Source organism: Corynebacterium glaucum, assembly GCF_030408855.1.
In the GTDB taxonomy this organism is placed as follows: domain Bacteria; phylum Actinomycetota; class Actinomycetes; order Mycobacteriales; family Mycobacteriaceae; genus Corynebacterium; species Corynebacterium glaucum.
On sequence record NZ_CP047358.1, the window covers coordinates 1,566,365 to 1,588,734 of the forward strand.

Consider the following 22,370-nt stretch of genomic DNA (forward strand, 5'->3'; position numbering starts at 1 on the left):
GTGAACCAGTTTAGGGTGGAGCCATGACCCGACCTGAGCTCACCCACACGCTCGCCGACGCTTTGCCGGATATGACCGTTGCCGTCGACGGCACTGACTTTCCCGATGCCCGCCTCGTCGTGCTCAATGAGCCGCTGGCGCGCGAACTCGGCCTCGACACCCAGTGGCTGCGCACCCCGGAAGGTATCCAGTGGCTTGCGGGAAGCGAAGGTGGCCACGCAACAGCCTATGCAGGGCATCAGTTCGGCCAGTTCGTCCCATTGCTTGGCGACGGCCGCGCCCTACTCCTCGGCGACCTTCCCGCAGCGCCTGCCGAGGTCGGTAGCCCTCGCTTCGAGATCCAACTCAAAGGCTCCGGCCTCACCCCATTCTCGCGGCGCGGCGACGGGATGGGTGCGATCGGCCCGATGCTTCGGGAATACCTGGTCTCCGAGTTCATGGCCGCCGTCGGCGTGCCCACCACCCGCTCGCTCGCGGTGCTCGACACCGGTGAGACAGTGATCCGCCAGCAAGGCAAAGTTCCCGCTGGCATCGTCGTGCGCGTCGCGCAGTCGCATTTGCGCGTCGGCTCAGTGCAATACGCGGCGACTCGCAGCGCCGAACTGGTGCAGGCGGTCGTGGAAGCGGCGGGCTACACCGACGGTGCGCGTCTGCTTGACGACGTGATTGCGCGTCAACTCGACCTGGTGTGTCAGTGGATGCGCATCGGGTTTGTTCACGGGGTGATGAACACGGACAACACAGCACTGTCGGGCGAAACCATCGACTACGGCCCGTGCGCGTTCACCGAGCGCTTCGCTGGTGACGCGGTGTTCTCCTCCATCGACACCACCGGGCGCTACCGGTTTGGCAACCAGCCGAACATTATCGCGTGGAACCTCGCTCGGCTCGCGGAAGCGCTCACGCCGGTAGTGGACCACCAAGAGGCGCAGGACATCGTGCTCACCATCCCGGACCGCTTTGCGAAACACTGGGACACGTGGATCGGTGAGCACCAAACCGGCCTTGAGCAGGCTGAGGACATCGCGACGTACAACCGGGAACACGGAATCGTCGATAAGCCTGGGCCCCTGTTTCTTCCGCGAAACCGGATGCTTGAAGCAGCGATCCAGGAGGCGGAGCTGCGCGACAACCTCGATCCTTACCTCGAGCTCTTGGCAGCGGTGGCAGATCCGTACAACCCGGAAGCAGGCCCAGAATGGATGAAGGCGCCCGAAGGCGCCTTCCCATACACGACGTTCTGCGGAACTTAGACGTGTGCACCCGCCGTATCGTCGAGGTGGTGGTTCTCATCCAGCCGTAGCGTCTTTTGCGTCATCTGCCACTGCTCGTCGTACGCACGCTTGTCGTGCTTTAGCGACTTGCCGTAGGTCGGGAACATGTCGTGGAGCTTGTCGCCCCACTCGATCATGCGCTCACCGAAGCAACGCTCGAGCAGCTCCAGCATCGCCGCCGGGGTGATCGATGCTCCAGGCGAAGCGCCGAGGATGCCAGCGATAGTGCCGTTCTGGTCGTTGACCAGGGCGGTGCCAAATTCGAGGGTGCCGAAGTTCGGCGCGGCCGCAGGCTTGATCACCTGCACGCGCTGGCCTGCAACGACCTCGTCCCAGTCCTTCGGATCGGCCTCCGGGTAGTATTCGCGCAGCACCTCCATCTTGCCGTCGAAGTCGCGGAAGACCTCCTGGACCAGGTAGGTCACCAGGTTCAGGTTCGTTGCTGCAACACCCAGGTAAGACGGGATGTTGTCCGGGCGGATCGACTTGAACAGGTCCAGGTACGAGCCTTCCTTCATGAACTTCGGCGTCCAGCCACCGTACGGTCCGAAGAGCAGTGACTGCTCGCCATCCACCACGCGCAGGTCCAGGTGCGGCACCGACATCGGCGGAGCACCGACCTTTGCCTTGCCGTAGACCTTGGCCTGGTGCTTCTCCACCAGCTCCGGGTTGGTGGTGCGCAGCCACATACCGGAGATCGGGAAGCCCGCGTAGCCACGGACCTCTGGGACACCGGCCTTGCGCAGCAGGTCGAGCGCGTAGCCGCCGGCGCCGACGAAGACGAAGCGTGCGCGAGTGACCTTTTTGTCGCCAGTGCGCAGGTTCTTAACGTTGACCTTCCAGAAGTTGCCCTCGCGCTTAAGGTTGGTCACCTCGTGACCGTAGCGGATCTCGGTGCCGTTTTCTTTTGCGGCGTTGAAGAACTGATTGGACAGCTCACCGTAGTTGATGTCGGTGCCCGCGTCTGTCCAGGAGATAGCCACCGGCTCAGCGTCGAAATCGCGGCCCTCAGCCATCAGTGGCAGCATTCGGGCAAACTTGTCCTGGTCATCGGTGAACTGCATGTTCGGAAACATGTGGTTCGCCGACAACGCGTCATAACGGCGGCGCAGGTAGGCGATCTGATCCTCGCCCTGGCCAAAGGAGACGTGCGGCACCGGATTAATAAAGCCACGGGGATCCGGCAGTACGCCCGCGCCCACCTGGTGCGACCAGAACTGGCGAGACAGCTGGAACTTCTCATTGATCGCCATAGCCTTTGACACGTCCACGCGACCGTTCTTTTCCGGGGTGTAGTTCAGCTCGCACAACGCAGAGTGGCCGGTGCCTGCGTTGTTGAACGGGTACGAAGACTCCTGTGCCGGACCCTCAAGTCGCTCGTAGACCACCTGGCTCCAGCCCGGTTCGAGAGCGTGAATCATCGCACCCAATGTGGCACTCATAATGCCGCCGCCGATGAGCAGAACATCTACCTCGTCATCGTATTTATCCCGCTTGTTAGCCATTTCTGGTCACCTTTTCGTGTGTCTACCGTCCGTCGTAAGTGTGTTTTGCGCAACATTTTGCGTAAAACATTCATGCTTCAACCACAATACGCCTCCACACCCGAGTGCCCCGCAAAGGTGGCTAGTATCGGGGTCATGAGTTCGAAAGACCTAGAGCCGACGTGGACGCCGGACATCTTGGGAGACGGCTACGAGCAGGCCGTGCTTGAGCTCGGTAAGGATCCGGACACCGGAAAGGAAGTTCGTGCGGTTCTGGTGCGCGCCACCGCGGGCAATACCAACGTTGACCCGGCCAAACCGGCGCTGCTGTGGATCCACGGGATGTCGGATTACTTCTTCCAAACCCATGTTGCGGAGTACTTCACCTCGCAGGGCTACCCGTTCTACGCCATTGATTTACGTCGTTGCGGCAGGGCCCGTACTCGCGGCCAGCGCTGGCACTACACCACGGATATGGCGCATTACTTTCCAGAGCTATCGTGGGCGCTCGAGGTTATCGCCCAGGAGCACGGCTCTGTAGTTCCGCTTGCCCACTCCACCGGCGGTCTCATCGCGCCGCTGTGGGCGGACTACCTGCGCCGCGAAGACCCCGCCAACCACGCGAAGCTGAAGGGCATGATTCTGGACAGCCCGTGGCTGGATCTGCAGTATCCTCCGCTCGTTGTGCGTCTCGGGCGCCCAGTGATCAAGCTCCTCGGTCGAGTCATTCCACTTATGCCGCTGCCCAGCGGCGGGCTTGGCGCTTACGGGGCTTCGATCCACGAGAGCCAGCACGGCGAGTGGAAGTTCAACACTGAAATGAAGCCGCTCGACGGGCACCGCAAATATATGGGGTGGATCCGCGCGGTCGTGAAAGCCCAAGAAGAGATCCACAGCGGCGAGGTCGATACCGGCGCCCCCACCTTGACCATGATGTCTTCGCACTCGTATTTAGGCGAGGACTACTCCCCCGCCGCGGATGCCGCGGACACGGTGCTCGATGTCGAACAAATCCGTAGATGGGCACCACAGGTAGCTCACCGAACCGAAACTAAAACTATCGACGGCGCGCGACACGACGTATTCCTCTCCGAACCATTCGCGCGCGAAGTCGCTTTCAAAACCACCATCGAATGGCTGGAGCAACTGTGAACGCAACGCATTACGACCTGATCATCGTCGGCACCGGGTCCGGCAACAGCATTCTGGACGAGCGCTTTGACGATAAGCGGGTCGCCATTGTGGAGCAGGGCAAGTTCGGCGGCACCTGCCTCAACGTCGGCTGCATCCCGACCAAGATGTACGTCCTCGCCGCTGACACCGCGTTCGAAGCCCGCGATTCAGCACGCCTCGGCATCGACCTTGAGTTCAAGGGAGCAGATTGGCCCGCCATCGTCGATCGCGTCTTCACCAACCGTATCGATCTCATCGCCGCCGGCGGCGAAGAGTACCGCCGCAGCGATGCCTGCCCGAACGTCGACGTCTACGACATGCCCGCCCGCTTCGTCGGCGAGCGCACGCTCACCACCGGCCAAGCCGGCAAAGCGGCTACCATCACCGCGGATCAAATCATCCTCGCCGCAGGCTCGCGCCCACGCATCCCCGACTGGGCCGAGGGGGTCACCTACCACACCAACGACGACATCATGCGTCTGCCGGAGCAGCCCGAATCCCTCACCATTGTTGGTGGCGGCTTCATCGCGATGGAATTCGCGCACGTCTTCGCAGCGCTCGGCACCGAGGTCACTATCGTCTCGCGCTCACCATTCCTGCGCGCCCTCGATGGCACCATCGGCGAGCAATTCAACGACCTTGCCGAAAAGCGGTTCAACGTGAAGCGGGGCAATGTCGTCTCCGCCCGCGAGGTTTCCGGGGGCATCGAGCTTTTGCTTGACGACGACTCCGTGGTCACCTCCCAACACCTTCTTATTGCCACGGGCCGCATCCCGAACGGCGACCTTCTCCACGCTCCCGTTGGCGGAGTTGAGTTGGATCCCAGCGGACGCGTGCAGGTCGACGAGTACGGCCGCACTTCCGCCGAGGGTGTCTGGGCACTCGGCGACGTGTCCTCGCCCTATCAGCTCAAGCACGTGGCCAACGCAGAAGCGCGCGCCGTAGCCGCCAACGTTGTGAGCGCGTTCGCCGGCGAAGCCCCGACTCGAACGATGCCGCACGATCACGTCCCGTGGGCCGTGTTCACGCATCCGCAGATCGCCACTGTCGGAATGACCGAAGATCAGGCGGTTGCAGCCGGCCACGACATCACGGTGAAGGTGCAGAACTACGGAGATGTCGCCTACGGCTGGGCCCTGGAAGACTCCACCGGCATGGTCAAATTGATCGCAGATCGGACAACCGGGCGTTTGCTCGGCGCCCACTACATGGGCCCTCAGGCCTCGACCCTGATTCAACAGGCGATCACGATCATGGCCTTCGATCTCGACCTGCGCGAGGTACCGCGGAAGCAGTACTGGATCCACCCCGCACTCGCTGAAGTGACCGAGAATGCAATTCTTGGGCTAGATCTTACGTTCGCTGAGGGCTAACTCTCAGCTGGCACTAAACCTTTGAATGAATTCCTATCCCATTTGTGCGATCTTGAGAACTTACCGTTATAGTGAGCGACGACACCTGGTCATTGGGGGAACTCCTTTGTGACCAGGATCCGAGTAAGCACTACCCGTAAAGGACTTCGTTTCATGCGTAACCTCCGTAAGGCAGCCTTCGCAGGCGCCACCGCCGTTGCTGTCGCCTTCGGCTCCACCTCTGTCGCTCTGGCTGAGGATGCCGCTGCATCCTCCAACGACATCACCGTTTCCTCGTCCTCCGCCGAGACCGAGAAGGACGCTGCAAACGGCACTCAGAAGCCGACTGAAGGTGAGGGCTCCTTGTCCTCCCGCATCGGCAACAGCATTGAGTCTGACCAGACCGCATACGGCCCGGCCATCTTCGGCTCCTCCAAGGGTGAGGCAGCAGGCGAGTCCGAGACCTTCGAGCAGCAGCCGGTTTGGGCCAAGATCCTCTACGGCCTGTCCATCTTCGCTTCCGTTGCAGCTGCGTTCGGCCTGATCGTCGCTCCGCTGTACAACTTCGTTGTCCACGGCCTCTAAATCGCGGATCTCCGCAACCACTTCCACCCACCTTTAGAAAGAAGGAATCTGATGCGTAACTTCCGCACCGCAGCTGCCGCTTCCGCGACCGCATTCGCACTGATCGTTTCCGGCACCACCGCCGCAGTCGCTGAGACCACCCCGGAGGCAGACGCTTCCGACCGCACCGTCCTGCACACCGGCGACCAGACCGACTCGATCTTCAAGGGCTTCGAGCAGGAGACCGACAAGGCATCCAGCGAGATCATCTCGGACGCTTTCGAGGGCTCCTCTGAGGGCGTTGGCTCCTCCCGCGCTCTGCCCAACACCGACACCGAACAGCGCTTCGACGGTCGCGACGCCTTTGGCAAGGAGACCAACTCCGAGAATATGCCGCAGTGGGCACGCATTTGGGTTGACGGCACCGTCATCGCAGCTATCGGCGCTGTGCTCGGCCTCGTCATCGCTGGCGTGAACTTCGCGAAGTTCAACGGCCTGCTCCCGGCATAAGCGCTTCCGTAGCCTAGAGCTATAAAACCAAACCAAATGCTCCTGTCCAGTATGGACAGGAGCATTTGCCATTTCGGATTGCTTCCGCGGAGCGCGCCCCGCGCTACTTTGCCTCGCCGAGCATGTGTTGGCCTGCCGCCGCGTCGACGTCGGGAATCGTCAAGATCTCGTTGCCGTCCTCGGTGATCACAATGGTGTGCTCGAACTGGGCGGTGTATTCGCCGTCCACATTCTGCACCGTCCAATCGTCGTCCCAGACGGTGTGCTCCAAGCTGCCGAGGTTGATCATCGGCTCGATGGTCAACGTCATACCCGGCTCCAGCACATCTCGGTAAGCATCGGAGTCGTAGTGCAGCACCACGAGCCCGTTGTGGAAGGTAGTGCCAACCCCGTGGCCGGTGTAGTCGGTGACCACGTTGTACCCGAAGCGCTTGGCGTAGGACTCGATCACGCGGCCGATCACGTTGATCTCGCGGCCGGGTTTGGCCGCCTTAATGCCACGCATCATCGCCTCGTAGGTCCGATCCACCAGCAGGCGGTGTTCCTCTGCAACTTGACCTGCGAAAAACGTCGCGTTCGTATCGCCGTGCACACCGTTCTTGAACGCGGTGACATCAATGTTGGCGATGTCTCCCTCGCGGATCTCGGTAGTGTCCGGGATACCGTGGCACACAATCTCGTTCAAGGAGATACAGCTTGATTTGGGGTAACCCCGGTATCCCAGCGTCGAAGGGTATGCGCCGTGATCCAGCAAGTATTCGTGGATGATGCCGTCGACGTGATCCGTCGTCACGCCCGGCTTGATCTCCGCACCACCGATGGCCAACGCGTTCGCAGCGATCTTGCTTGCTTCCCGCATCGCTTCGATGGTTTCGGGGGTTTGAACAAACGGCTCCCCGACGTTCTCCTGCACCGTGCTCTTCCACGCGTACTCGGGCCGTGCAATCGACTTGGGCACGCTGCGGATCGGTGTTGGTTTGCCGGGGGTCAACAATCCTCGTTGGTTCATGGAACCAATGCTAGTCCCCGGATTTCTTCTCACTTAGCGGGAGGGGCTGGCTACGGGTTTCGCACCGCGTCGAGGTTCCGCAGCATCGCGTCGGTGAGTTGCACCGCGATCTCCGAGCCGCCGCCGCGCACCACCAGGGTGGCAAACGCGATGTCATCATCGGCGCGGTACCCAGTGAACCACGCGTGCGACCCGCCGGTGAATTCCGCCTCACCGGTCTTGCCGCGAATGTCGCCACCGGCGCCCATCCCGGCTGCGGTGCCGCCTGGCGCAGTCACCGATGCCATCAAGCGGCGCAATTGCTCGACCGCTTCCCCGCTAAGCTGCTCCACCTGCTCCCCAACCTCGGTTGTCTCACCGGAAATGAGGTACGGCATCGGCATTTGCCCATGCGCAGCGGTCGCGGACACCAGCGCCATGCCGAACGGACTCACCAGGTCGTAGCCCTGTCCGTACCCCGCTTCTGTGCGCTCAAGTGGGGTCTCGCCTTCCGGGATGGAGCCAGTAATGGTCTCAAGACCGGGGATGGTGAAATCAAGTCCGAGACCGAACTGCTTGCCCACCTCCTGCAGCTCGCCAGGCGCAAGCCTCGTCGACATGTCGGCGAAGGTGGTGTTGCAGGAACGCGCGAACGCAGTCTCCAGCGGCACACTGCCAAGTCCGAATCCCGCATAGTTGGTCACCACTCGGCCGTAGAGGTCCATCGTGCTCGGGCACGGCACAATACTGTCGGGGGTGAGATCTTGGCGCTCTAAGCCAGCGGCCGAAGTGATGATCTTGAACGTCGAACCGGGCGGGTACTGGCCCATGGTCGCCAGGTTGCCGTTGCGATCCGCCTCCGCAGTTTGTGCAATCGCAAGCACCCCACCGGTGGAAGGTCGAATGGCCACGATCATTGCCTGTTGTCCGCCGACCGCCGTCAGCGCTTCCTCCGCAGCCCGCTGCACTTGGTGGTCGAGGCTGATCTCAATCGCAGGTGAGGGTTCGGGGTCGGATCGCTTCACCTGCTCGTATTCAGCACCATTTTCATTAACGACGGATACGCTCCACCCGGGTTCGCCTTCCAGGTCATCCCCAACGAGCTGGCCCACACGCGCCATAATGTCAGGGGCAAAGCTGGGGTCGGCGTTCACCATCGCGGCTTCCTCGTTAAGGCGCACGCCTGGCGCCTCCCCCAACGCGGCCTCGAATCCACCCTTGGCGGACGCGGGAATGACTGCCACGGAGTAGGTGTCGCTCGCACTCTCCAGCGCGGGAGTCAGGTCTCCTGCGTCTCGCAAAGGCACGGCCGCATCGCCCTCGTGCGCGGCGGCGAGTGCGGAAGCGATGCGGTTGGCAGTGTCCGGAGCGGAGCGCATTGCCGACGGCTCCACCAGCACGCGGTAGGCCAGTCCCGGACGCAGCAGCTCGACACCATCGGAAGAGACCACGCTCGCCTGACGGGCCTGAATCGCCCGCAGTTCGAGATGCTGATGCGCGCCGAGCTTCGGGTGCATCACCGACGGTTGCCAGCGGGCAGTCCACTTGTCGCCTTCCTGGGTGAGCGTCATGGTGGCGTCGTAGGCGAACTCGCGTTCGCGAGGCAGCTGCCACGTCAGCGCGTAGGTGGCGGTGGCTAGCGTGTCGTTCTGGGTGAGGTCGGTGAGCTCAGCGCTCAGCCCCTCGGCTTGGAGGCCACTCCAGGTTGTCTCGATGGAGGATTGCGCCGCCGAGGGGTCGTCGACAAGCGATGGGAGCTCTCCGAACTCGCGCGATGCGATTGCTTGGAGGACTGCCTCAGCGACCGGCTCGGCGGAATTGGGGCGCGGAGTGCAGCCGACCAACCCTGCCGCAAGGAGAATTGTGCTTGCGAGCAGGGTGAAAAGACGGCGCATAGGAAAAAGGTAACAGCACCGGCGGGTGAACCGGCGCTGCCTGCGAGGTGTCCATTTGCGTCTAGCGCGTAACCTTGACCTCGGCCTTCGCTCCGGAGATCTGTTCGAGGCCCTCCTCCTCGGCGATGCGGTTCGCGTGGGCGATCAGTGTTTCGACGATCTGGTCCTCCGGCACCGTCTCAACGACCTCGCCCTTGACAAAGATCTGACCCTTGCCGTTGCCGGACGCGACTCCGAGGTCCGCATCGCGAGCTTCGCCGGGGCCGTTGACGACGCAACCCATCACGGCAACGCGCAGCGGGAACTCCATGCCATCAAGGCCTGCGGTGACCTCCTCTGCGAGCTTGTACACGTCTACCTGGGCGCGTCCGCACGACGGGCAGGAGACGATCTCGAGCTTGCGGGGGCGCAGGTTCAACGACTGCAGAATCTGGTCGCCCACCTTGATCTCCTCAACCGGGTCGGCCGAGAGGGAGACGCGGATGGTGTCGCCGATGCCTTCCGCGAGCAGGGCACCGAAAGCTACCGAGGACTTGATCGTGCCCATGAACTTCGGGCCAGCTTCCGTGACTCCGAGGTGCAGCGGGTAGTCGGTGACCTCGGCGAGTTGGCGGTACGCCTCGACCATGAGCACCGGATCGGAGTGCTTCACCGAAATCGCGATGTCGCCATAGCCGTGCTCCTCGAACAGCCCGGCCTCATAAACCGCGGATTCGACCAAGGCTTCCGGCGTGGCCTTGCCGTACTTCTCCAGGAGGCGCTTATCCAGCGAGCCGCCGTTGACGCCGATACGGATCGGGATGCCCGCGTCGCCTGCCGCCTTCGCGACTTCCTTAACGCGGCCGTCGAACTCCTTGATGTTGCCCGGGTTCACGCGGACCGCGGCGCAGCCGGCGTCGATCGCAGCGAAGATGTACTTCGGTTGGAAGTGAATGTCCGCGATCACCGGGATCGGGCTCTTCGCCGCGATCGCTGGGAGGGCCTCAGCGTCGACCGTCTTCGGACATGCGACGCGCACGATGTCGCAGCCCGCGGTCGCCAGCTGGGCAATCTGCTGCAGCGTGGCGTTGATGTCGTGCGTCTTCGTGGTGGTCATGGACTGCACAGTGATCGGGTGTTCCGAGCCAACCCCCACATCCCCGACCATGAGCTGGCGGGTTTTGCGCCGGGGTGCCAGCGTAGGCGGCGGGCCTTCAGGAATGCCTAATCCGATGGGGAGAGTCATGGGGCCTACCTTAGCACCGGAGTCGTGCCTTACCCGAAGAGCCGGACCGGGTTGATCACGTCCGCGACCATCACAAACACGCCGATGCCGAGCAGCAGAATTGCCATGGTGTAGGTCAGCGGCATGAGCTTTCGGTAGTCCGCAGGCGGCCCCGGGGGCAGGCCGCGCAGGCGGCGGAAGAAATCGCGGATCTTCTCGTACAAAATCACCGCAATGTGCCCGCCGTCGAGCGGTGGCAGCGGCACCAGGTTGAACAGCGCAAGGAAGAAGTTCATGCTGGCCAGCATCATGAAGAACACCGGCCAAGCCTGCCGCTCCACTATCTCGCCACCGGCACGAGATGCGCCGATTACACTCACCGGGCCCTCAACGTCGCGCTCCGCGCCAAAGATTGATGCCACCACACCCGGAATCTTCGATGGAAATGAGATAATGCCCTGCACTGTTGCCCCCAGCATCTCGCCGGTGAACGTCGCAGTCGCGGGCACCGCCTCGACCGGGCCGAACTGCTTGACCGCATCCTCGATCGGTGCCGCCGCCACGCCGATCGCGCCCGCCTGAATCACCTCGCCGGTCTGCAGGTTGATCCGAGTCACCGGGTCGACTTCCACGTTGGCGGTTCCCGCTACGCCGCCGCGCTCGTATGCAACCTCGACCGTTTCCCCGGGATGGGCGAAGACGTAATCGCGCACCTCGTAGAACTGCTCGACTTTTTGGCCGTCAACGGAAAGAATCACGTCTCCCGCGCGGAGTCCTGCGCGTTCCGCAGGCCCAGGTCCGGAGCACTCGGCGAGCGTCTCCCGGTCGATCTGGTCCGAGGTGCAGGTCAGCTCCCCCACCCGCGGCGAGTAGTCGGCGTCAGGGTTCGGGATGCCCGAGAGCACCGCGACGAGGTAGATCGTGACCACGCCGATGAGCAGGTTCATCACAATGCCGCCGATCATCACGGCAATGCGCTGCCACGCGGGTTTGTGCATCATCGCGTGCGGCGCCTCTTCCGGCGTCACCGGATCCATCGCCGTCATGCCGGCGATCTCGCAGTAGCCGCCAAACGGAAGCGCCGCGATGCCGTATTCGGTGTGGCCCTTAGTGGTAGACCACACCTTCGGGCCGAACCCGATGAAGTAGCGCCGCACCCGCATGCCGAACGCACGCGCGGTGAACATGTGCCCCGCCTCGTGCAGCGCGACCGATGCCGCGATGCCAAGGGCGAACAGAATGATGCCGAGCGCTCCCACGGTTAGCGCCCAGCCTCGATGCGCTCAATCACCTCGGCCGCAGCCTCGCGCGCTCTGCCGTCCACAGCCAGGATCTCCTCGACACTGCCGGGCACGCGGGCGTACTCCCCCGCCGCCCCGAGGACCTCTGCAATCACATCTACAATCTCCGGGAACCTGATCCGCTCAGCGAAGAACGCGTCGACGGCGACCTCGTTCGCCGCATTGTAAATCGCCGGATACGGATCGCCGTGCTTAACCGCGCTACGCGCAAGCTCCACGGCCGGAAATGCCTCGTTGTCCACCGGTTCGAACGTCCACGAGAACGCCTGCGAGAAATCCAGCGCAGGCTGCGCGCCGCTTACCCGTCCGGGCCAAGCAAGCGCGTGCGCGATCGGCATCTTCATCGACGGCGGCGAGGCCTGCGCAATCGACGCCCCATCCACAAACGTCACCATCGAGTGGATGACGGACTGCGGGTGCACGGTGACGTCGATAATGTCCGGGTCGATGTCGAAGAGCAGCGCGGCCTCGATGAGCTCCAACCCCTTATTCACCATCGTCGCGGAGTTGATTGTGTTCATCGTCCCCATCGACCAGGTCGGATGCGTCACCGCCTGCGCCGGAGTCACCTCCATCATCTCCTCGCGGCTCCAGCCCCGAAACGGCCCGCCGGAAGCGGTCAGCACAAACCTCGCCACTTCCTCAGCTCGCCCAGCTCGCAGGCACTGGGCCATCGCGGAATGCTCAGAGTCCACCGGCACCAGCTGGTCAGGCTGGGCTTGCTTGACGACGAAGCGTCCACCCGCCACCAGTGATTCCTTATTCGCCAGCGCGAGGACGGAACCCGCGTCCAGGGTCGCGATGGTCGAGCTCAAGCCAGCAGCACCCACCAGCGCATTGAGCACCACGTCGGCGGGACAAGCGTCGATAAGCTTCCGTGCAGCGTCCTCGCCAGAGAGCACTTCGCCACCAAGTTCCGCACCAACGTGCTCGGCCGCATCTGCGCGCGACACTGCCACCTGATCCGGACGCAGATTGAACTCCCGGGCTTGGGCGATGATCGCGTCCGGATCGCTGCCGGCCGCAGCGATCCCGGCGACCACGAATGCCTCGCGATTAGCACCGATGACCTCAAGCGCCTGCGTGCCGATGGAGCCCGTGGAACCCAAAATGAGAACTGTTTTCACGCCGTTCATTGTGGCACGCTTTCGCGGCGGTAAAACTTTCGGTGGTTTAGGGGGTATTCGTTGCCATACGTCGCCGTGGGTGTGAGACAATGGCGCCAATACTGTTCAGATAAAGGAGAGATGGCAGTGGCCCACCACGACAACACCCGTCAGCCGCAGGTCTACAACGGCGTTTCTGAAGCAGATGTGCCTTCCGCGCGCTTCGGTTGGAGCGAAATGGGTCGTGGCGCGGTGCAGATCGCAGGCTGGATCTCCGTGCTTATCTTGGTTGCCTACAACTTCGGCAACCACCAGGGCCACGTTGAAACCGTCTGGCTTGTCACCTTGGCTGTGCTGATGGCGCTCGGCCTGCTCATCCACGCAACCCAGCCGAAGCTGAACCAGGTCCGCACCGTTACCGCTCACAACAAGCCGGTTGGCCACCAGGAGCCGGATTGGGCATACGACCAGAAGACCCTCTCTGGCGTCTACGAGAATCTTGATGAGCGCCAGCTGCGCGCCCTGAACATCGATCCGTCCCGCGTCGCTCACCTGCGCGGTGGCTCTGCGCAGCATGTTACGACCGGGCAGCACCGCACCGCTGAACACCGCACGATCACGAGCGCACCAGCTCACGAGGTGGAGCAGGTTGAGGTCGTTCGCGTCGAGCCACGCGAGCGCGCCACCCGCCGCTAGGCACTAAGCTCCCAGAACGCTTAAGGCCCGGATCCCCGTTTGATGGGGACCGGGCCTTCGTCGTAAAGCAAATGGCTCTTATCCTGCCTTCTCGTCTGCCGCGAGCTGGCCGCAGGCCGCTGCGATCTCTTGGCCCTTCGTGTCGCGGACCGTGCAGGTCACGCCCTGAGCGATGACGCGGCGGACGAACTCGTCCTGGCGGGCCTTGGGCGAGGCATCCCACTTTGAACCCGGCGTGGGATTGAGCGGGATGAGGTTGACGTGCACCTTCGAACCGAGCGCCTGGTGAAGCTTCTTGCCCAGCATGTCGGCGCGGAAGTCATGGTCGTTGATGTCGCGGATGAGCGCGTACTCGATGGACACGCGGCGGCCGGTCTGGTCGGCGTAGTAACGAGCGGCATCAAGCACATCGGCGACCGAGTGGCGGTTGTTCATGGGCACGAGCTCGTCGCGCAGCTCGTCATCCGGGGTGTGCAGGCTCACCGCCAGCGTGCAGGACAGGTCCTCGTCGGCGAGCTTGCGAATCTGCGGAGCGAGCCCAACCGTGGAAACAGTGACGTTGCGCTGCGAGATGCCGAACCCGTCCGGCGACGGCTGGGTGATTTGGCGCACCGCGGAGACAACGCGGTTGTAGTTGGCCAGCGGCTCCCCCATGCCCATGAACACGATGTTGGACAGGCGCGAGCCTTCCGCCTGCATCATGGCGGCAGCTTCGCGGACCTGGTCTACGATTTCGGCGGTGGACAGGTTGCGGTCGAGACCGCCTTGGCCGGTGGCGCAGAACGGGCACGCCATGCCGCAACCGGCCTGCGAAGAGATGCACAGGGTTGCGCGGTCCGGGTAGCGCATGAGCACCGATTCCAGCAGGATGCCGTCGTGAAGGCGCCAGAGCGTCTTGGTGGTGTCACCCTCGTCGGTTTCCACAGTGCGCACCGGGGTGAGCAGGGTGGGAAACAGGGCATCTTTGACCAGTTGGCGCTGCGCCTCCGGCAGGTCAGTCATTGTCAGCGGATCGGCCTCGAACTTGCCGTAGTAGTGGCGCGCGATCTGGTCGGCGCGGAACTTCGGCAGGCCGAGCTCGTTGAGTGCGTCGATGCGCTCGTCTTTAGTCAAGTCCGCGAAGTGCTTCGGTGGCATGCCGCGCTTCGGCGCAAGCAGCTGGATGGTGGGGATGGTGCCCTTGTTCTCGCTCATGATGTGCCCCATTGTGGCACGTCACGCGCCCGCCCGGCCAATCCAGGCGCGCGCGGTGGACCCCTTAGAACGGGTTCATGATTACCGCGGCATTGAGCAGCGCGTAGGTGGCGGCCGCAGCGGGCAACATGCCGTCGAGACGATCCATGAGTCCACCGTGGCCCGGCAGAAGGTTCGACATGTCCTTAATGCCCAGCTCGCGCTTGAATTGGCTTTCCACCAGGTCGCCCATGGTCGCGCAGACAACCAGCGCGACACCCATGATGATGCCCATCCACCAGGGGCCCTGGATGAGGAAGTGCACCACCAGCGTGCCGGTGATGATGCCGAACACGATGGAGCCGGCGAATCCTTCCCAACTCTTGTTTGGGCTCACCGCCGGCGCCATTGGGTGGGACCCGAACATCACGCCGGCGACATACCCGCCAACATCGCTCGCTACCACGCAGAGCATGAACGCGAGGATGAAGTTGGAGCCGGGGATGCCGCCCTCGTCGATAAGCGAGATCATCGCCGCGAACGAGCCGAACAGCGGGATCCAGGTGAGTACGAAGATGCCCACCGCCGTGTCGCGCAGGTAGTTCTCCGGTTTCGCTTCTCGGCCATTGTGGAACAGGCGCCAGAACATCAAGAACAGCACGGTGATGGCGTAGGCGCCCACCAGGCCACCCGAGGCGTAGATGGAGGACGCCCAGAGCATAATCTGGCCCAAAATGATCAGCAGCGTGCGGGGTTGCTGGTAGCCAGCCTCGCGCAGGCGGGTCAGCACCTCCCACATCGCCAGTGCCACCGCCACGGCGACCAGTGGGTACCAGGCTGTCGGACCGACGTACACGGCACCGATGACCAAGGCACCGAGCACCACACCGGTGATGATTGCCGCCGGCAGGTCGCGCCCCGCTTTGTTCTTGGGTTTGGGGGCTTTGAGCCGGGGCGCCGACGGCCACCGGCTAGGGTTCGCGCGATCAGCGCTTGCCCTGGCACTGGCGGCGGTTCGGTCGGTGCGCGGTTCGGTCACTGGCAAAGCTTTCGTGAGGTGAGGAGACGAGTCTTGCGAAACGAGGGAAGGGAAGGCTGGAGGTTAGACCTCCATCAGCTCGGCTTCCTTCTTCGCCACCAGATCATCAATCTGAGCCACGTAGGTCTGTGTGGTCTTGTCCAGCGCCTTCTCCGCAGTCTGCACCTCGTCCTCGCCCGCGTCGCCGTCCTTTTGGATCTTTTTCAGCGCTTCCATGCCGTGGCGGCGGACGTTGCGGATCGCAACCTTACCCTCTTCACCTTTCGACTTGGCCTGCTTCACCAGATCCTTACGGCGCTCCTCAGTGAGCTGCGGAATGGTCACGCGGATTACCTGGCCGTCATCGGTCGGGTTCACGCCGAGGTCGGAATTGCGGATGGCGTTCTCGATTTCACCCATGGTGGACGGGTCGTACGGCTTCACGATTAGCATTCGCGGTTCCGGCACGGAAATCGTTGCCATCTGGTTGATCGGCGTAGGTGCGCCATAGAAATCCGCCATGACGCCGTTGAACATCGCCGGGTTCGCGCGACCAGTGCGAATGGTCACCAACTCATCGCGGGTGTGGTCAACGGAGGAGGTCATGCGCTCTTCGGCGTCAAGCAAAACGTCATCAATCATGGGGATTCCTACCTTCTTCTACAAAATGTTCCCCTTCAATCTACCAGCGGGCCCGACCCCTAGACTGTTGCCATGCACCACCCCGCGTTCAGCTTTGTCGCTCGTGAGCCACTGCGCACAAGCAACAGCGGGAGGCTCGCTGGCTGGGAGATACCCGTCAAAGACTCCACCGACGTCGCTGGCATGCCCACCACTGATGGCAATCCACAGCGCTCGCGCCTCGCAGTCGAAAGCGATCCCATTGTGCACATGCTTCTCGACGCCGGGGCCGCGATCCCCGCCAAGACGCTCACCTCCGAACTCGGCGCGACCTGCTACGCAGAGCGCGACGGAGTGCCGGTATTGGAGTCGCCCGCATATCCCGGTTGCACACCCGGAGGATCTTCGACCGGCGCTGGCGTGGCGGTGGGGCTAGGCCTAGCCCGCGCAGCGCACGGCACCGATGCTGGCGGCTCGATCCGCGTCCCGGCAGCTGCCTGCGAGGTCGTTGGCTTCAAAGGTCGCGGTCGCAGTATTGCTGCGCACGGATTCCTCACGCGCACTGTCGCCGACCAGTTCACGATTCTTGGATGGCCGCGCCCACCTCATCGGCGCTTGCGTATCGGCGTGCTCACCGAAGCATTGTTCGTTGACGCTGCGGTGGATGGGTGTCGCGGGGGAACCGTCGATAAGCTTGCGAGCTCCCTTCAGCACGATGTGGTGGAGCTCCATCCCTACCCCGAAGCCCGCGAGACATTCGGGCATTTTTCGACGCGGATTAAGCGGGCCTTTGCGAAGATTGATCCGCTGGACAACGCGTATCTCGCGTGGCTGAAGGCGCAGGGTCAGAGAATTACTGCCGACGAGTTGGATGCAGCGCAGGCGCATTGCGAAGCACTGCCGGGCTTACTGGCACGCCACTGGGGCGTAGATGTGCTGCTCTCCCCCACGCTGGCGTTCGACCCGCCGAAGCTGGGGTATTTTTCCTCGCTCAGCCCAGATGAGAGCTTTTACCAGCAAACGGTGTGGTCACCGTGGTGCTCGCTGTTCAACGTCACCGGCACACCAGCGGTCGCGCTCGGGCCGGTGCACCTCGGCGCGCTCACAATCAACGGTGCAGAGCTGCTTGCGCTCGCCGCGGAGGTTGAGGCAATCCTGCCTGGAGCTGAGCGCTAAGCGACGAGCGTGCCCACCTGCTCGCCAGACACGGCGCGGGCAATGTTGCCTTCCTTGAGCAGGTTGAACACCAAAATCGGCATGTTATTGTCCATGCAGAGGGAGAACGCGGTGGCGTCTGCGACCTTCAGGCCCTTCTCGATGACCTCGCGCGGGGTAATCTCATCGAACATCTTGGCATCCGGATTGGTGCGCGGGTCGGAGTCGTAGACGCCGTCGACGCCCTTCGCCATGAGCAGGACCTCGCAGCCGATCTCCAGTGCGCGCTGCGCGGCGGTGGTGTCCGTGGAGAAGTACGGCATGCCCATTCCGGCGCCGAAGATCACAACGCGGCCCTTCTCCAAGTGGCGGGCTGCACGCAGCGGCAGGTACGGCTCAGCGATCTGGGCCATGTTGATCGCGGTTTGCACACGGCAATCCACGCCTTCTTGCTGCAAGAAGTCCTGGAGCGCCAGGCAGTTCATCACGGTGCCGAGCATGCCCATGTAGTCAGAACGGGCGCGGTCCATGCCGCGCTGTTGCAACTGCGCGCCGCGGAAGAAGTTGCCGCCGCCAATCACCACAGCGATCTCTGCACCGGTCTTGGCTACCGCAGCGATCTGTGCAGCGACGCTCTCCACGACATCCGGGTCGATGCCGACCTTTCCACCGCCGAACATCTCACCACCCAGCTTCAACATGACTCTTTTGAATCCTTTGCGTTGGGTGTTCGGCTCAGTCACCGCGAGACACTCCTTTATCGATGTTGCTTTGTGGTTGGCAAGTCCGGTTCGATCTTAGCCGTTTTGGACATGACAAGGCCCCTCGCCATCTTCGGGGCAAGGGGCCTTCATCCGGCTAGGCAGTGCTTATGCCTGGCCGACCTCGTAGCGGACGAAGTCGGTGATCTGGATGCCAGCCTCGTCAGCGAACTGCTTCACGGTCTTCTTGGAGTCAGCCAGGGACGGCTGGTCGAGCAGCACGACATCCTTGAAGAAGCCACCCATGCGGCCCTCAACGATCTTGGCGATGGCAGCTTCCGGCTTGCCCTCGTTGCGGGTGATCTCTTCCTGGACTGCGCGCTCCTTTTCGACGACGTCAGCCGGGACGTTCTCCTGGGTGAGGTAACGAGCCTTCATCGCAGCAATCTGCAGCGCGACCTGGTGTGCAGCCTCAGCGTTGTCGCCGGTGTAGGCAACCAGCACGCCCACTGCCGGCGGCAGATCGGCAGCCTTCTGGTGCAGGTACGCCTCAATGTTGTCGCCCTCGATGGTGGCGGCGCGGCGCAGTTCCAGCTTCTCACCGATCTTGGCGGAGAGGCGCTCGAGCACGTCGTGCGCGGTCTCGCCGTTCACGTCAGCGTTTGCCAGCTCCTCCTGGGAGTTGGCCTTCGCTGCAGAGGCTGCCTTCGCGATCTCGGCGGCGATGTCCTTGAACTCCTGGTTCTTAGCCACGAAGTCGGTCTCGGAGTTGATCTCCACGATGGTGTTCTCGTGAACTGCAACCAGGCCCTCGAGCGCGTTGCGCTCAGCACGCTTGCCCACGTCCTTGGCGCCCTTGATGCGCAGTTGCTCGACGGCCTTGTCGAAGTCGCCGCCGGTTTCCTCGAGTGCCTTCTTGCAGTCGAGCATGCCGGAGCCAGTGGTCTCACGGAGCTTCTTGACATCTGCTGCGGTGTAGTTCGCCATCGGGGCGATTCCTCCTCAAAATGGATGGTGTTTAACGTAAGAAAGAGTAGTCGAAGTCAACTTGCCCGGCAGCGGTGGGTCCAGGCTAAGGGCGCCTCTCACCAAGTATGTTATGTCCATAGAGTTCTTGGACGTGGAGTCCGAGGACTTTTTGGACGTGGAGTCGGTGGGGTTTTTGGACGCGCTTAGCTGATCATCGTTGTGGTCTGCGTTTTGGCCGTGGCTTGGACAGGTTCGGTTGAAGCTGTGGTGGTTGGCGGTGTTTCATTCCTTCGACCAGGTTGATGTTGATTTGCCCGCCGGGTGGCCTGTGGCTCAGCGTGATCGGTAGCGGCACGCTGAAAAGAAATTCACCGTCGTGGGCTGTGAAGAACTCGGCGACGTTGTCGGCTGTGACCGTGGTGTAGAGCAGACGATTTTTGAATCTCAGGCCGATGTAGAGGCCGTGGGCGAGCACGCGGACAACTCCGTCTTTGCTTACTCGGAGTTCGTCTGGGATGCCCCAGCTGTTTGTTGATCGTGTCGTCGGCATCGTTAATGTGGGGGTATCGGTGGGAGGTAAGCCTTGCTGAGCTGCCACGTCATCGGTGCTGGCCTCGGGTGAAGTTGCCGCTTCCTCGGGGCCGTTTATCACTGTGAATGCTGCTTGAGAGTTGTGTGCCTGGTTGAAAGCGACCACACGGGCCCAAACATTTTCAGGATCAAGCGGATGCGTGGGTGGTGCTGCCTTGGGGAAGGTGTCGAAAGCTTGGCGTGGGGTGATATGCATTTTGCCCACCAGCAGTGATTGGTGGCGTCGTCGCTCGTTGTACACCTGACGATATTCAGCGAGATACTTGTTGACCTCGGTGAGGCTTGCTGGGTGGCGTGCGTCCAGGAATTGGGTCAGCGTGCGGTGGGAGCGCTCGTCTTTTCCTTGGGTTGTGGGAGCAAACCCAGCAATAGCAAGAACACCTTCGCTGGCGAGCCACACTTCAGTAGCTGAGAGATGTCCACGGTGATAAGTGGCGAACGCCTCGCCGTTATCGGAGAGGATCTCTTGGGGTTTGCCGTAGACAGCAAATGCCTCGGCTAATGCAGCGCGCGCATCAGTACCGTTTTCCGGCAAAGCGAATGCTTTGGTACCTACATCGAATCTGCTGGCGTCGTCGATGATCTGGTAAATCGTCACGTGCGTGTGCGCATGGTCGAACAGACGGTAGACCAGCCCGTCGATCTGCCACAGCTCACCAACGAAATCGCGGGCGAATCGTTTATACGAGCTGCGTGGGCGTTTACGGGCATTGGCATCGACAAAACCCAGCTCGTGAAGCCACGACGCGATGGTAGAACGCGACGGGGTGCGATCAGCACCGACGGAATCGAACAAGTAGTAATAGATCGACCACGGGCCGTAATCCAACCCCTGTTCCATCAAATGATGTCTAGCGTTAACAACCGCGATTTTGTCGGCGCCATCAAACTTTCTCGCCGGGTTCTTCGGGGCGGTCGAATCCGGCAAAATGCCAGATCGGCCCCTTTGAGATACCCGGTCTTTGATGTTGGCGTACGTCTGACGCGAGATGCCCAATTCTTTGCAAAACTGTGTGATCGTTTTGCCGTCGCGGACCGGATCGAAATCAGCGACCTTTCTACGCTTGTGCAATGAAATAGCCATCGGACTATTCCACCGCCGCACGCGTCCAAAAAGCCTCTAGACATCATGCCCAAAAACCTCCTGGACTCCATGTCCAAGAAGTCCCCAGACATCACAGCCTCTCACCAAGTACTGCCGCTACCGGGAAGCGGTTGCAATCAAGCTGCATGCATGAAGCCCCGTCCGCGCTGCTTTTGAGAACAGCGTGAGCGGGGCTTGGTAAAACGCAGTCGGCGTTACGCGAGTGTCGGCTTACGCCTGGGTCGCGGACTCGGTGCCAGAGATCTGGATGCCTTCGTCAACCTTGCCAGTCTCGTTGGCCGGAGCGGCTGCTGCCTGCTCTGTGGCACGGACGGCAGCCGGCTGCTCAACCTCTTCAACAACCTGCGGTGCGGTTGCTTCTGCAGCGGCAGCGGCAGCACCGGCATCAGCTGCGGAAACCTCGTCGGAAGCTGCTGCCTCTGCTGCGGCCAGGGATGCCTCGGCCTGGATCTTGGCGTCGGTATCGCCTGCAGCCTCGCGAGCCTTCGCCAGCTGGCGCTCCTCGCGCTGCTGCTTGCCCTCGTTGACAGCCTCGCCCACAATGTGGGTGAGCAGCTTCACGGAGCGAATTGCGTCATCGTTGCCCGGGATCGGGTAATCGACAACATCCGGGTCACAGTTGGTGTCCAGCACAGCAACAACCGGGATGCGCAGCTTTTGCGCCTCGGAGACAGCGATGTGCTCCTTGTTGGTGTCCACGATCCACAGCGCGGACGGCGCCTTGGTCATGTCGGAGATGCCGCCCAGCACGCGCTCGAGCTTGATGCGCTCGCGGTTGAGCATGAGCACTTCCTTCTTACCGCGGCCTGCGTAGCCTTCCTCGGCTGCATCCATGGCCTGCAGTTCCTTCATGCGGGCGATGCGCTTGGACACGGTCTGGAAGTTGGTGAGCATGCCACCGAGCCAACGGTGGGTCACGTACGGCATGCCGACGCGCTCAGCTTCTTCCTGGATCGGCTCCTGGGCCTGCTTCTTAGTACCGACGAACAGGATGGTGCCGCCGTGTGCGACAGTCTCCTTGACAAACTCGTACGCCTCGTCGATGTAGGTCAGCGTCTGCTGCAGGTCGATGATGTAGATGCCGTTGCGGTCGGTGAAGATGAAGCGACGCATCTTCGGGTTCCAGCGACGCGTCTGGTGGCCAAAGTGGACACCCGCGTCGAGGAGTTCGCGCATGGTTACAACTGCCATGGGAATGATCTCCTTCGGAGAAAAATCGTTCGGTTTTTCTGGTCTTGCTGCGCGGGTTTTTATCCCGCGCCCTAGCACCGGGCCACCTCGGCACCCGTATCGCAGGGACCGTTGCTGAGCTGGCATTATCGGCGCGCGTAGTCAGTCTTTCCAGACTGCGGGCATTACTCTACCCACCACCTGAGAGAAAACCTAATTGAACTGCGAGATTGTGGATAACTCGCCCGCCGTTTCGCAGTTATCCACAGGAGGGCAGTCGTCGCGCTTGGCAGGGCCCAAAGTTTGCGGTTTGCTCGCTT

General features: G+C 62.2%; 20 protein-coding genes. 7 read left to right on the top strand and 13 right to left on the bottom strand.

From position 1 onward, the window contains the following. The first annotated feature begins 23 nt into the window (after positions 1-23). The gene (locus CGLAUT_RS07620; RefSeq protein WP_290184399.1) at positions 24-1,253 is read left to right on the top strand and encodes a protein adenylyltransferase SelO family protein; all 1,230 of its coding nucleotides are present in this window, start codon (positions 24-26) and stop codon (positions 1,251-1,253) included. Here the strand turns inward: CGLAUT_RS07620 and mqo are convergent. Continuing rightward, a complete protein-coding gene (gene mqo, locus CGLAUT_RS07625) occupies positions 1,250-2,779 on the bottom strand; it encodes a malate dehydrogenase (quinone) (protein WP_290184400.1) in 1,530 nt (509 codons plus the stop codon). The genes CGLAUT_RS07620 and mqo overlap by 4 nt on opposite strands. A 135-nt stretch (positions 2,780-2,914) precedes the next feature. On the opposite strand from mqo, the gene CGLAUT_RS07630 reads away from it, so the two are divergent. The 4 genes from CGLAUT_RS07630 to CGLAUT_RS07645 all read left to right on the top strand — a co-directional run bounded on the left by CGLAUT_RS07630 (position 2,915) and on the right by CGLAUT_RS07645 (position 6,357). Next, the gene (locus CGLAUT_RS07630) at positions 2,915-3,910 is read left to right on the top strand and encodes an alpha/beta hydrolase (RefSeq protein ID WP_290184401.1); all 996 of its coding nucleotides are present in this window, start codon (positions 2,915-2,917) and stop codon (positions 3,908-3,910) included. Next, a complete protein-coding gene (gene mtr, locus CGLAUT_RS07635; protein ID WP_290184402.1) occupies positions 3,892-5,304 on the top strand; it encodes a mycothione reductase in 1,413 nt (470 codons plus the stop codon). The genes CGLAUT_RS07630 and mtr overlap by 19 nt, the downstream gene beginning before the upstream one ends. A 153-nt stretch (positions 5,305-5,457) precedes the next feature. Beyond that, positions 5,458-5,868 (top strand): hypothetical protein, encoded by a 411-nt coding sequence (locus CGLAUT_RS07640; RefSeq protein WP_290184403.1) that lies wholly within the window; start codon positions 5,458-5,460, stop codon positions 5,866-5,868. Between the two features lie 51 nt (positions 5,869-5,919). Further along, positions 5,920-6,357, top strand: coding sequence for a hypothetical protein (locus tag CGLAUT_RS07645; protein ID WP_290184405.1), 438 nt, complete (start codon positions 5,920-5,922; stop codon positions 6,355-6,357). A gap of 103 nt (positions 6,358-6,460) precedes the next feature. On the opposite strand, the gene map is transcribed toward CGLAUT_RS07645, so the two are convergent. The 5 genes from map to dxr form a co-directional block, all read right to left on the bottom strand. After that, the gene (gene map, locus CGLAUT_RS07650; RefSeq protein WP_290184407.1) at positions 6,461-7,366 is read right to left on the bottom strand and encodes a type I methionyl aminopeptidase; all 906 of its coding nucleotides are present in this window, start codon (positions 7,364-7,366) and stop codon (positions 6,461-6,463) included. A 50-nt stretch (positions 7,367-7,416) separates the two neighbouring features. Further along, positions 7,417-9,240, bottom strand: coding sequence for a penicillin-binding transpeptidase domain-containing protein (locus tag CGLAUT_RS07655; RefSeq protein WP_290184408.1), 1,824 nt, complete (start codon positions 9,238-9,240; stop codon positions 7,417-7,419). Positions 9,241-9,301: 61 nt separating this feature from the next. After that, positions 9,302-10,465, bottom strand: a complete 1,164-nt coding sequence (gene ispG / locus CGLAUT_RS07660) for a flavodoxin-dependent (E)-4-hydroxy-3-methylbut-2-enyl-diphosphate synthase (protein ID WP_290184410.1) — start codon at positions 10,463-10,465, stop codon at positions 9,302-9,304. Between the two features lie 29 nt (positions 10,466-10,494). Then, positions 10,495-11,703, bottom strand: coding sequence for a M50 family metallopeptidase (locus tag CGLAUT_RS07665; protein ID WP_290184412.1), 1,209 nt, complete (start codon positions 11,701-11,703; stop codon positions 10,495-10,497). 2 nt (positions 11,704-11,705) lie between these two features. Next, on the bottom strand, positions 11,706-12,881 hold the full coding sequence (gene dxr / locus CGLAUT_RS07670) for a 1-deoxy-D-xylulose-5-phosphate reductoisomerase (RefSeq protein WP_290184413.1): 1,176 nt from the start codon (positions 12,879-12,881) through the stop codon (positions 11,706-11,708). Positions 12,882-12,992: 111 nt separating this feature from the next. Here dxr and CGLAUT_RS07675 point away from each other — a divergent pair, with 111 nt between their 5' ends. Then, the gene (locus CGLAUT_RS07675; protein ID WP_290184415.1) at positions 12,993-13,547 is read left to right on the top strand and encodes a DUF2631 domain-containing protein; all 555 of its coding nucleotides are present in this window, start codon (positions 12,993-12,995) and stop codon (positions 13,545-13,547) included. Between the two features lie 78 nt (positions 13,548-13,625). On the opposite strand, the gene rlmN is transcribed toward CGLAUT_RS07675, so the two are convergent. The 3 genes from rlmN to frr form a co-directional block, all read right to left on the bottom strand. Continuing rightward, a complete protein-coding gene (gene rlmN, locus CGLAUT_RS07680; protein ID WP_290184416.1) occupies positions 13,626-14,741 on the bottom strand; it encodes a dual-specificity RNA methyltransferase RlmN in 1,116 nt (371 codons plus the stop codon). A 64-nt stretch (positions 14,742-14,805) separates the two neighbouring features. Then, positions 14,806-15,759 (bottom strand): phosphatidate cytidylyltransferase, encoded by a 954-nt coding sequence (locus tag CGLAUT_RS07685; RefSeq protein ID WP_425551730.1) that lies wholly within the window; start codon positions 15,757-15,759, stop codon positions 14,806-14,808. Positions 15,760-15,822: 63 nt separating this feature from the next. Beyond that, positions 15,823-16,380 carry a ribosome recycling factor gene (gene frr / locus CGLAUT_RS07690; RefSeq protein ID WP_290184417.1) on the bottom strand — a complete coding sequence of 186 codons (558 nt, stop codon included), beginning with the start codon at positions 16,378-16,380 and terminating at the stop codon, positions 15,823-15,825. Positions 16,381-16,452: 72 nt separating this feature from the next. Here frr and CGLAUT_RS07695 point away from each other — a divergent pair, with 72 nt between their 5' ends. After that, a complete protein-coding gene (locus CGLAUT_RS07695; RefSeq protein WP_290184419.1) occupies positions 16,453-17,535 on the top strand; it encodes an amidase family protein in 1,083 nt (360 codons plus the stop codon). Here the strand turns inward: CGLAUT_RS07695 and pyrH are convergent. From pyrH to rpsB, 4 genes are all read right to left on the bottom strand, one after another. After that, on the bottom strand, positions 17,532-18,215 hold the full coding sequence (pyrH, locus tag CGLAUT_RS07700) for a UMP kinase (RefSeq protein ID WP_290184420.1): 684 nt from the start codon (positions 18,213-18,215) through the stop codon (positions 17,532-17,534). The two genes, CGLAUT_RS07695 and pyrH, sit on opposite strands and share 4 nt — an antisense overlap. A gap of 168 nt (positions 18,216-18,383) precedes the next feature. Then, entirely contained in the window at positions 18,384-19,202 is an 819-nt protein-coding gene (gene tsf / locus CGLAUT_RS07705; protein ID WP_290184421.1) for a translation elongation factor Ts, read from the bottom strand. A gap of 193 nt (positions 19,203-19,395) precedes the next feature. Beyond that, positions 19,396-20,859: an integrase core domain-containing protein gene (locus CGLAUT_RS07710; RefSeq protein ID WP_290184422.1), complete on the bottom strand. Its 1,464-nt coding sequence runs from the start codon at positions 20,857-20,859 to the stop codon at positions 19,396-19,398. Between the two features lie 231 nt (positions 20,860-21,090). Further along, positions 21,091-22,071 carry a 30S ribosomal protein S2 gene (gene rpsB, locus CGLAUT_RS07715; protein ID WP_290184423.1) on the bottom strand — a complete coding sequence of 327 codons (981 nt, stop codon included), beginning with the start codon at positions 22,069-22,071 and terminating at the stop codon, positions 21,091-21,093. Positions 22,072-22,370 lie beyond the last annotated feature (299 nt).